The following is a 9,370-nucleotide window of genomic DNA, read 5'->3' as shown; positions in this document are numbered from 1 at the left end:
GTGGTGCGGGGCTACGACCCGGCCGTCCCGGCGCCGGACGGCGTGGTCCGGGCCGGGGGCGAGGCGCAGGCCGCCGCGGGGGCGGATCTGATCCTCAGCGTCAACAGCGCGCACGACGCCGTGGCCGCGCTCAAGGCGGGCCTGGGCGAGGTGGGCGACGGTGCCGTGTGGGCCGACCTGAACACCGGGTCGCCGGGCCTGAAGCGGGAGCTCGCCGCGCTCGCGGCGGCGGCCGGGGTCCGGTTCGCGGACGTCGCGATCATGGCGCCGGTGCCGGGACGCGGGCTGCGCACCCCGATGCTGGCCTGCGGGAACGGCGCCGGGGACGTCCGCCGCCTGCTCGGGCCGCTCGGCGCGTCCGTCGAGGTGATGGACGCCGAGGCCGGGACGGCGGCGGCCCGCAAGCTGCTCCGCAGCGTCTTCTTCAAGGGCCTCGCCGCGTCGGTGGTCGAGGCCCTGGAGGCGGCGCGTGCGGCGGGCTGCGAGGACTGGCTCCGGCAGAACATCGTCGACGAGCTGACGGCCGCCGGAGACGCCACGGTGACCCGTTTGGTCGAGGGCACCTACAAGCACGCCGAACGCCGAGCCGCAGAAATGGAGGCCGCGGCAAAAATGCTGGAGGAGCTGGACGTGGAACCCACGATGTCCGCCGCCAGCCGCGACCTCCTGACCCGCCTCTCCCGCTGACTCGCGGCGCGTCAGGGGACGGGGGGCGTGCCGTGGGTGTGGAAGGACTCGATGGTCTTCAGGCCCCACGCCTGGCCCTTCGCGCGCTCCGCCTCCGTCCAGGTGATCGTCTTCCAGTCCGGTGCCAGCACCAGGCGGGCGCCAGGGTTGCACAGCTCGACGCGGTTGCCGCCCGGCTCGTAGACGTAGAGGAAGAACGTCTGCTGGATGGCGTGCTTGTGCGGTCCCGTCTCGATGAAGACGCCGTTGTCGAGGAAGATGTCGGCGGCGCGGAGGATGTCCTCGCGGGTGTCGGTCGCGAACGCGATGTGGTGCAGGCGGCCGCGGCTGCCCGTCCGGTCGCGCGTGTAGACGAGGTCGTACGACTTGTTGGTGAACGTGACCCAGCGCCCGGCGATCGTGCCGTCGTCCAGGCGGATCTGCTCGGTGGGGCGGCCGCCCAGCACGTCCCGCAGGAAGTCGGTGCTCGGCTCGACCTCGGCGGCCAGGAAGTTGACGTGGTCGAGGCGGCGGACGCACACGCCCATCGCGGGGTACGCCTGCGCCTGGTTCTTCAGCGACGGCGCCAGCTCCGGCGGCGCCTCGTACCACTCCGACTCCCAGTAGATCTCCAGCTCGTGGCCGTCCGGGTCGCGGAACACGTAGGTCGGGCCGATGCCCGGGTCGCCGTCGCGCCAGCCGATGCCGAGGCCCGCGTCCTCGATCGCGCGGACGCGGCGGTCGAGCGCCTCCTGGGACGACGCGCGCAGCCCGGTCCGCCGGATGCCGGACGTGGTGTGCGCGGTCAGCTTGAGCGTGTGGTGCTCGTAGTCGTCCCACGTCCGCAGGTACACCGAGTCGCCCTCGGCGCCGTTCTCGGTGAGGCCCATGACGCGGGTGAAGAACCACAGGCTCTTCTCCGGCTCGGGCGTCAGCAGCTCGACGTGGCCGACGTGCGCGATCTCGTGCTTGAGGGTCATGGGCTGCTCCGGGGGAAGACGGTTCCGTCGAAAAGCCTGCGGGCCGTCCGGACGACGCCGGCGCGCCGGACGGCCGCGCCGTCCAGCTCGACCGCCACGTCCAGGCGCCCGGCCGGGTGCTCGATGCTCAGCGGCGCGCCGGGCGGCGGGAGCTCGGCGAGGTCGTGGCCGACCGCGCCGTCGAGCAGCACGGCGGTGCCGACGCTGACGGCGCCGAGGACCCCGATCGAGGTGTGCACCCGCACCGGGATGAACGTGCGGGTGCAGATCGTCCCGCCGTCGCGGGGCGGCGCGACGAGGGTGGTCTTCGGCACCGAGGCTGTGGTGACGTCGCCGAGCCCCATCAGCTCGCCCGCCCGGAGCCGCAGTTCCTGGACGCGGTCGCCCAGCCCGGGCAGCGCGCCCAGTTCCTCCGGGCTCTCGTAGCCGGTGGCGCCGAGGTCGGCCGCGGCGGCGACCACCACCGGCATCCCGTTGTCGACGCAGGTCACCTCGACGCCGTCGATCAGATCGCGGAGACGGCCGGTGGGAAGCAGCGCCCCGCAGGCCGACCCTTCCGTCTCCGCGAAGTCCAGGGCGATCGGGGCGGCGGTCCCCGGCACGCCGGAGATCGCGGTGTCCCCGTCGTAGGCGACGGCGCCGCCTGGCGTCGGGAACGTCGCGGTCGCGACGCCGCCGGAGTTGACCATCCGGATGCGGACGCTCGTCCGCTCGCCGCCCGCCTCGACCAGCCCGCGCTCGACCGCGAACGGCCCGACCCCGGCGAGCAGGTTCCCGCAGTTCTGCCGGTCGGACACCGTCGGCTCCGCCACGCCGAGCTGGAGGAACAGGTAGTCGACGTCGGCGTCCGGGCCGGCCGAGCGGGACACCACCGCCACCTTGCTGGTGAGCGGGTGGGCGCCGCCGATCCCGTCGATCTGCCGGGGGTCGGGGCTGCCCATGGCGCGCAGCAGCAGGTCGTCCCGCTCGCCCGGGTCGGACGGCAGGTCCCCGGCCAGGAAGTAGGCGCCCTTGGACGTGCCGCCCCGCATCAGCATGCAGCGCACACCGGTGCTCACGGCTCCTCCGGCCCCGCGTACTCGGTGTACTCGACGTACTCGACGCCCATCCCCGGCAGCCGGTCGCGCAGCCCGTACCGGTCGAGGCCCAGCTCGCCGCGCCGGAACGCCTCGCGCGTCGCGGTCTCCTTCTCCTCCCGCGCCTTCGCGGCCGCGACCGCGTCCGCGACCTGGCCGCGCGGGACGCACACCACGCCGTCGTCGTCGGCGAGGACCGCGTCGCCGGGCCGGATGGTCTGCCCGCCGATCGTCACCGGCACGTTCACCGAACCGGGCGTCGCCTTCACCGTCCCCTGCGCGCTCACCGCCGCCGACCACACCGGGAAGCCCATCGCGTGCAGCTCCGCCACGTCCCGGACGCCCGCGTTGATGACGAGACCGCGCACGCCCCTGTGCATGAGCGCGGTCGCGAACAGTTCGCCGAACATCCCGTCGGTGGACGGCGACGTCGTCGTCACGACCAGCACGTCGCCGGGCCGGCACTGCTCGACCGCCACATGGATCATCAGGTTGTCGCCCGGCCACGACAGCACGGTCACCGCCGTCCCGGCGATCCGGGACCCGAGGTGCACCGGGCGGATCGACGGCCCGAGGCAACCCGTCCGCCCCATGGCCTCGTGGACGGTCGCGACGCCGAACCCCGCCAGCGCGTCGACCGCCTCGGCGTCGGCGCGCGGCGGGTTCGTGACGACGACCGTCCTCACGCCAGCACCCCCGTCGTCTGCGGGTACAGCCGGACGTACGCCTCGGCCATCGTGTCGTGCGGCAGCCCCAGGTTCGGGCCCGCGTTGCGCTTGAGCTGCACGCCGCGGCGCCGGGCCAGGTCGGTGTAGTAGTCCCACATGTGCTGCTGCGCGGGCAGGCACTCCATGGCCCGGCGCTTGCGCTCGAACACCGGGGTGATGTCGAGCAGCACATTCGGCTTGAAGTCGCACTGCTCGGGCTGGTGCGGCTCGAAGAAGAACACCGGGGGCGCGCCGAGCGGCTCGCCGGGCGCGTCGTACCCGATGGCCTGGGCCAGCACCCGCGCCTGGAGCGCCATCCGCGCCGCCGCCGGGTGGTCGCCGTTGTAGGGGTCGGCGAGGGGATGCGTGAGCACCACCGCCGGGTCGAAGTCCCGGTACACGCGGACGAGCCGGTCCACCAGCTCCGGTGACTCGACCAGGGGGTAGTCACCGGCGTCCAGGAACTGGATCTCCGCGCCGAGTTCGGCCGCCGCCGCCTCCGCCTCGCCCCGGCGGATCTCCTTGATCTCGGCCAGTCCCTTGCCCGCGCGCCACGCCTTCGCGGACTCCCCGCGCTCGCCGTAGCTCAGGCACACCACCTTCGCGCGGTCGCCGCGCTCGGCGGCCAGGGCGATCGCGCCCGCGGCGCGCCACACGAAGTCGCCGGCGTGCGCACTGATCACGAGCAGGGGGCTGGACGTGCCGGTATCGCTCATGGCACCACACTCTGCGCGCTTGTAGCCCAAATTGTCAACAATTCTGCGAACACTAGCCCCGCCGGAGGTCGCCGATCTGGTCGAGCAGCAGCCGGCTGAGCCGCAGCATCTCCTTCACCGGATCCCAGAGGCCCGCGACGTCCGTCCCCGGCGCGAGATGGGGCCTCTCCAGCTCCTCATGCATCCGCTCGGCCTCGGCGAAAATCTCCTCGTCCGGGGCCTCCGGCAGGTGCCGCATGAGGTCGGCGAGCTTGTGGATAAGGGCCGAGTAGCCGTGCCGGAACGCGGTGTCGGCGGGCAGGTCGTCCTCGTCACCGCCCATCGCCAGGCGCAGCGTCGCGCCGATCGAGCGCGTGTACGACATCGCGTTCTCCAGCGTGTTCAGCCGCCCGGGCGCCGCCCACCTCCCGGGCGTCTCGCGCCAGCGCACCGGATACCCCCACCACCGCGCACGCGGGTTCGCGCGCAGACTGGACTCGGCCTGCTCCACCGCGTACCGCGCCTGCCGCTGGACGCTCACCAGCCGCGACTCGCGCTCGCCCCAGAGGGAGTCCCACTCGACGGGATCCAGGACGTTCTCGGCCAGCGCCCCCATGGCGTCGACCAGCGCGCCGCGCATCTCCCGGACGGCGTCCTCGCCCCGCCGCAGGTACAGCGGGGGGAAGACCAGCGCGTTGACGGCCAGCCCGACCGTCAGGCCGACCGCCACGTCGGCGATGCGGGGCATGACGTATCCGGCGGCCTCGTGCCCGCCGAACAGCAGGGCGAACAGCGCGGTGAACGCGACCTGGGGCGACTGGTCGCCGAGCCTGCGCCAGCCCGCGACCATCATCGCGACGAGCAGCACGACGGCGATCCCGGGCGTCGTCGGGCCGAGCAGCCGCCCGACCGGGATCGCGAGGGCGGCGCCGATCACGAACCCGGCCCCGTACTTCAGGCTCTCCTGGACCGACCGGACGACCGTCGGGTACACCCCGAGCAGCGCGGCCAGCGGGGCGAAGTACGGCTCGGGGTGGCCGACCAGGTGCCGGGCCACCGGCCACGCCACGGTGGCCGCCACCACCGCCTTGACCGTCAGCTTGGCGCGCTCTTCCCAGTACCGCCATCCGGCGAAGGGCATCAGATGGCTGCGGAACCCCCCGAATCGCATCAAGGGACGCTTCCCGCGCGCCGGGCGCCGAACCCCAGGGAACGCGGAGGCCACCGCGAGCCCGCCGGTGGGATGAGAGGCCGGCGGGCCCGCGGTGGCCTGATCCGCGCGGGCCGGATTCGCGAGGGCCGGTTCGCGAATCCGGGAGGGTCAGCCGTTGGACGGGTCCAGCGAGCCGATCGCCTCGGGGGTGAGCTTGGCGCCCCGCTCCCGCTGCGGGTAGTGGCCGACGTCGATGCGGGCGACCTCGCGGGCCGTCCGGTAGTCGATCACCGAGATCTGGTTCTTCTCGGAGAGCGAGACGTAGCAGTCACGCCCGTTCGGGGAGGTCTGCGTCCAGTACGGGAGCGCACCGGGCTCGTAGTGGACGGTCCCGTCCGTGCTCAGGCCCGGCCGCGACACGATGGAGACGTAGTCGTCGATCGTCCCCGCCATGCACAGCTTGCTCTCGTCCCCGCTCATGGCCATGCCGTGGTGGGCGGAGTTCTGCGGGTAGTCGTCGGGCTTCATCGCGGCGCCCCGCTCACTGAACGGCATCTCCACCGTCCGCGTGATCTTCCCGGCGGCGAGGTCGTACTCGACGAACCCGTTCAGGTACGACAGCTGGGCGTACATGGTCTTGTTGTCGCTGGTGAAGACGGCGGGGCGGATCCCGTACTCGAACTGGTAGGTGCGCAGGTGCCGGTACGTGCTCGCGTCCACCGCGGTGACCGACCTCGCCCCCTTCAGCCCGTTGAGGAGCTTCGGCAGCGAGGTGATGCCGATGCTGGAGTTGTAGAGGATCGTCCCGTCGGGCGAGTAGTCGTTGGCGTGCGGGTAGCTGCCGGTGGCGAACGTCGTCACCAGCCGCCCGGTCGCGGTGTCGATGACCTCGGCCTTGCTCGCCGTGGTGGCGCTGACGACGAACCTCGTCCCGTCCGGGGAGAGCGCGGCGTGGTCGGCCTTGAAGCCCTCGGTCTTGCGCCGCCACAGCATCCGCTTGCTCGCGATGTCGAACGCGACGGCGTCCGACAGCACGCCCCGCGAGACGTAGATGGTCGTGCCGTCCGGGGAGACCGCGATGTCGTCGACGAGCTTGCGGTAGCCCTGGATGTTGTTGACGACCTCGTACCCGATGCGCTCGACCGGGTTCATCGCGTTCAGGCGTTCCTGCAGGTCCGGGACGAGATTGAGGGAGCCGAGGTTCTCGTACGTGGCGGTGTCGATGAAGCTGACCGTGCCGCCCTGGCCGTTGCCCACGGCCATCACGTCACGCAGCTGCACCGCCTCGGCCCTGTGGCCGGCGGCGGCCAGCGCCGTCACCGCCGTGAGCAGGGCGCACACGAGTGCGGCGGGTCTCCGGAGACTGAGGGAGGGCATCAGTACCTCCTGTGTGGGGGGTGGTCTCCACTCTGAAAACGGCCGTATTCTGACTTGGTTACTGGACGGTAAGACAATGGACCGCTCGACACAAGGCCCATTCGCGGGAAAATGCCGTCGAGGACGCGGAGGGAGCGACCGTGGCAGGCAGGCGCGCAACGCCCACCGGCAGGTACGCGGGCAGATCGGCCGCCGAGCGGCGCGCCGAGCGCCGCCGCAGATTCCTCGACGCCGGCCTGGAGCTGTTCGGCCGCGGCCCCGGCTACCGCGGCACCACCGTCGCGGCCCTCAGCGAGGCCGCCGGACTGTCCACCCGCCAGTTCTACGAGGAGTTCGCCGGCCTGGAAGACCTCCTCGCCGAACTCCACCTGGAGGTCAACGACATAGCCGAGCAGGCCGTCGCGACCACCCTGCGGGAGGTCGAGGGCCTCCCCCTGGCCGAGCGCACCGCCCACCTCTTCCGCGCCTACGCCGCGAGCATCACCGCCGACCGCGCCCGCATCCGCATCGCCTTCGTCGAGGTCGTCGGCGCCGGCCCCCGCATCGAGCGCCAGCGCCTCGCCCGCCGCGCCCGCTGGATCGACTTCATCTGCGCCGAGGCGGCCGCCGCCGCCCGCCGCGGCGAGATCGCCGACCGCGACTACCGCATCGCCGCCGCCGCCTTCACCGGCAGCATCACCGGCCTCCTCCACGACTGGGACGCCGGCTGGGTCGACGCCACCCTCGACGACCTCATCGAAGAACTCACCCTCCTCCTCCTGGCCCGCCTCCACGCCGCCGACGGAAGTACCGGTACCCGGGACCCGTCCTAGCCGGAAGCGTCAGGGCAGCGTTTTCAGGGCCGTTAGGTCGGGGTTCTTCGGGGTTATTGCGGCTATTCGGGCGCCTGCGGGGTCGGTGAGGATGGAGAGGCGGCCGTAGCCGATGTCGGTCGGGGGGACGTGCACCTGTGCGCCGAGTTCGGCGGCGCGCGCGGTGACGGCGTCGCAGTCGGAGACCCATATGTAGGGCGTCCAGTGGGGCGGGGTGTCGGGTGCCCACCGCTCGTCCAGGGAGACCATGCCCGCCACGGACCAGGCGCCGAGCTTCCACTCGGTGTAGGTCAGCCCTTCGTAGTGGCGGTCCACGGGCTTCCAGCCGAACACTTCCCCGTAGAAGCGGCGGGCCTCGTGGACGTCGGGGGTCGACAGCTCCACCCAGCACATCGCGGACGGCTCGTCGATGACGTCGGCGCCCTTGAGGTTGTAGGGGAACCAGAAGGCGAAGTCGGCGCCCTGCGAGTCGGAGCACTGGGCCATCCGGCCGAGATCGGCGATGTCCACGGGCTCGACGAGCACCTGGCCGCCGGCGGCGCGGACGAGGTCGAGCGATGCGTCGAGGTCGTCGGTGCGGAAGTAGATCGTCCAGGACGACTGCATCGAGTCGTCCTGGAGCTCGTACATCCCGCCGATGGCCGGGCCCTGGATGTCGCCCAGGGTGAACATCTCGTAGTCTCCGACGCTCCCGGCGGTCAGCGTGTAGGCGTACCAGCCGAACACGTCGCAGTAGAAGCGCTTGGACACCTCCAAGCTCGGGCTGGCCAGCTCCACCCACGACGGGTACCCGGCGGCGTGGCGGGTCACCTCGGGCATGGCACGCCTGTCGCAGCTCGCATGCCATTCACGCTAGGGAGGCGTGCGCAATATCCGGTGTCGGAAACCGCCAAGCCGATTTCAATGTTTCAGATGGCGGCCACGGCCTGCAAAAGGCCCCATACGAAATGGGCCACGTAGGTGCCGTCCGGGGTGGTCAGCGTCGCGTGCCAGCGGCTGGGGGCATCGCCGTCCTGGTGGGTGACCGCCTCGAAGCGCTCGCTGACGTCGCCGACCACGCACGTCCAGGGGACGAGGTCGTCGACGGTCTCCAGGCGCGGGACGGGGACGCCGTCGTCGCGGACGAGCCACTCCCGCACGACCGACCCGTCCGGCGCGAGCACGACCTCGAACGCCAGGCCGGGCCACAGGGTCAGCGGCGGCCAGCGGGCGACGTCGCAGGACACGTCGCCGATCCGCAGTTCCCGGACGGCCGCCGGGCCGAGGACGGCCTCGTAGCGGCGCAGGCCGCGCGGGAACGTCCGGGACCGCAGGATGCGCTGCCAGCGGGCGTTGACCTCGCGCATCTCGGTGCGGGACGCGCCCAGCCCGCGCACCGCGTCCTCGACGAGGCCGGGCTGGTAGTCGGCCATCCGGCGGAGCAGCACGAGCTGGAACTCCCGCCGCGCGAACCCCTTCATCGGCGGCCCGTCACTGGTCGTCGTCGGCGCGGCCCGTGATGCGGTGCTCCCCGGACCCGGTGCGGTAGTCCTCGGGGTCGCGGTCGGACGGCCGCGGGGTCTCGGGGCCGTCCGGCCCGGACCGGACGATGTACTCGACGCGGACGACGCGGAAGAACCGGCCGAGGACGGTGACCTCGGCGCGGCGCGTCCCGTCCCGGAGCAGGGCGGCGGCGGCGCGGTACTCGGCGAGGACGGCCGGGGAGGGCCCCAGCATCTTCGGCACGAGCGTGTCGAAGTACGCGGCGAGGTGGTCGCGGACGCGGGCGGGGCTGTGCAGGAACGGGCCGTGCGGCGGCCACGCCCCGTTCTCCCGCTCTGCGGCGGCGAACCTCGTGGCGAGGGGGACGACGCCGGGGTGGGTGGCGAGCGCGCGGCGGGCGTCGCGGGTGACCTCCGCCGGGA

The 9,370-nt window shown here is 72.6% G+C and carries 11 protein-coding genes; 2 read left to right on the top strand and 9 right to left on the bottom strand.

Annotation, left to right across the window (positions count from 1 at the left end):
• A partial coding sequence (locus tag E1266_RS32085; RefSeq protein WP_132053491.1) for a DUF1932 domain-containing protein occupies positions 1–687 on the top strand: 687 nt, incomplete at its 5' end.
• Between the two features lie 11 nt (positions 688–698).
• Here the strand turns inward: E1266_RS32085 and E1266_RS32080 are convergent.
• The 6 genes from E1266_RS32080 to E1266_RS32055 form a co-directional block, all read right to left on the bottom strand.
• Entirely contained in the window at positions 699–1,646 is a 948-nt protein-coding gene (locus E1266_RS32080; protein WP_132053489.1) for a catechol 2,3-dioxygenase, read from the bottom strand.
• A complete protein-coding gene (locus E1266_RS32075; protein ID WP_243719147.1) occupies positions 1,643–2,704 on the bottom strand; it encodes a 4-oxalomesaconate tautomerase in 1,062 nt (353 codons plus the stop codon). Before E1266_RS32075 ends, E1266_RS32080 begins: the two co-directional genes overlap by 4 nt.
• Positions 2,701–3,408 (bottom strand): 4-carboxy-4-hydroxy-2-oxoadipate aldolase/oxaloacetate decarboxylase, encoded by a 708-nt coding sequence (locus tag E1266_RS32070; protein WP_132053487.1) that lies wholly within the window; start codon positions 3,406–3,408, stop codon positions 2,701–2,703. The genes E1266_RS32075 and E1266_RS32070 overlap by 4 nt, the downstream gene beginning before the upstream one ends.
• On the bottom strand, positions 3,405–4,145 hold the full coding sequence (locus E1266_RS32065; protein ID WP_132053485.1) for a PIG-L deacetylase family protein: 741 nt from the start codon (positions 4,143–4,145) through the stop codon (positions 3,405–3,407). The genes E1266_RS32070 and E1266_RS32065 overlap by 4 nt, the downstream gene beginning before the upstream one ends.
• 52 nt (positions 4,146–4,197) lie before the next feature.
• A complete protein-coding gene (locus E1266_RS32060) occupies positions 4,198–5,295 on the bottom strand; it encodes an FUSC family protein (protein WP_132053483.1) in 1,098 nt (365 codons plus the stop codon).
• A gap of 150 nt (positions 5,296–5,445) precedes the next feature.
• Positions 5,446–6,654, bottom strand: coding sequence for a YncE family protein (locus tag E1266_RS32055; protein ID WP_207946038.1), 1,209 nt, complete (start codon positions 6,652–6,654; stop codon positions 5,446–5,448).
• A 140-nt stretch (positions 6,655–6,794) separates the two neighbouring features.
• Here E1266_RS32055 and E1266_RS32050 point away from each other — a divergent pair, with 140 nt between their 5' ends.
• Complete coding sequence (locus E1266_RS32050; RefSeq protein WP_132053481.1) at positions 6,795–7,466, top strand: TetR/AcrR family transcriptional regulator; 672 nt, start codon at positions 6,795–6,797, stop codon at positions 7,464–7,466.
• A 9-nt stretch (positions 7,467–7,475) separates the two neighbouring features.
• Here E1266_RS32050 and E1266_RS32045 read toward each other — a convergent pair whose 3' ends face one another.
• From E1266_RS32045 to E1266_RS38415, 3 genes are all read right to left on the bottom strand, one after another.
• Positions 7,476–8,285 carry a VOC family protein gene (locus E1266_RS32045; RefSeq protein ID WP_132053479.1) on the bottom strand — a complete coding sequence of 270 codons (810 nt, stop codon included), beginning with the start codon at positions 8,283–8,285 and terminating at the stop codon, positions 7,476–7,478.
• A gap of 89 nt (positions 8,286–8,374) precedes the next feature.
• The gene (locus E1266_RS32040) at positions 8,375–8,926 is read right to left on the bottom strand and encodes a hypothetical protein (RefSeq protein ID WP_132053477.1); all 552 of its coding nucleotides are present in this window, start codon (positions 8,924–8,926) and stop codon (positions 8,375–8,377) included.
• 10 nt (positions 8,927–8,936) lie between these two features.
• A partial coding sequence (locus E1266_RS38415; RefSeq protein ID WP_207946037.1) for a DUF5954 family protein occupies positions 8,937–9,370 on the bottom strand: 434 nt, incomplete at its 5' end.

This window comes from Actinomadura sp. 7K534 (genome assembly GCF_004348575.1).
Taxonomy (GTDB): domain Bacteria; phylum Actinomycetota; class Actinomycetes; order Streptosporangiales; family Streptosporangiaceae; genus Spirillospora; species Spirillospora livida.
The sequence above is the reverse complement of the archived record's forward strand: the minus strand, read 5'-3'. Positions and strand labels throughout refer to the sequence as shown.

Coding starts and splice junctions, on each gene's coding strand:
- E1266_RS32040 (WP_132053477.1), bottom strand. CDS start 8,926: ATGAAGGGGTTCGCGCGGCGGGAGTTCCAGCTCGTGCTGCTCCGCCGG.
- E1266_RS32045 (WP_132053479.1), bottom strand. CDS start 8,285: ATGCCCGAGGTGACCCGCCACGCCGCCGGGTACCCGTCGTGGGTGGAG.
- E1266_RS32060 (WP_132053483.1), bottom strand. CDS start 5,295: ATGCGATTCGGGGGGTTCCGCAGCCATCTGATGCCCTTCGCCGGATGG.
- E1266_RS32080 (WP_132053489.1), bottom strand. CDS start 1,646: ATGACCCTCAAGCACGAGATCGCGCACGTCGGCCACGTCGAGCTGCTG.
- E1266_RS32065 (WP_132053485.1), bottom strand. CDS start 4,145: ATGAGCGATACCGGCACGTCCAGCCCCCTGCTCGTGATCAGTGCGCAC.
- E1266_RS32055 (WP_207946038.1), bottom strand. CDS start 6,654: ATGCCCTCCCTCAGTCTCCGGAGACCCGCCGCACTCGTGTGCGCCCTG.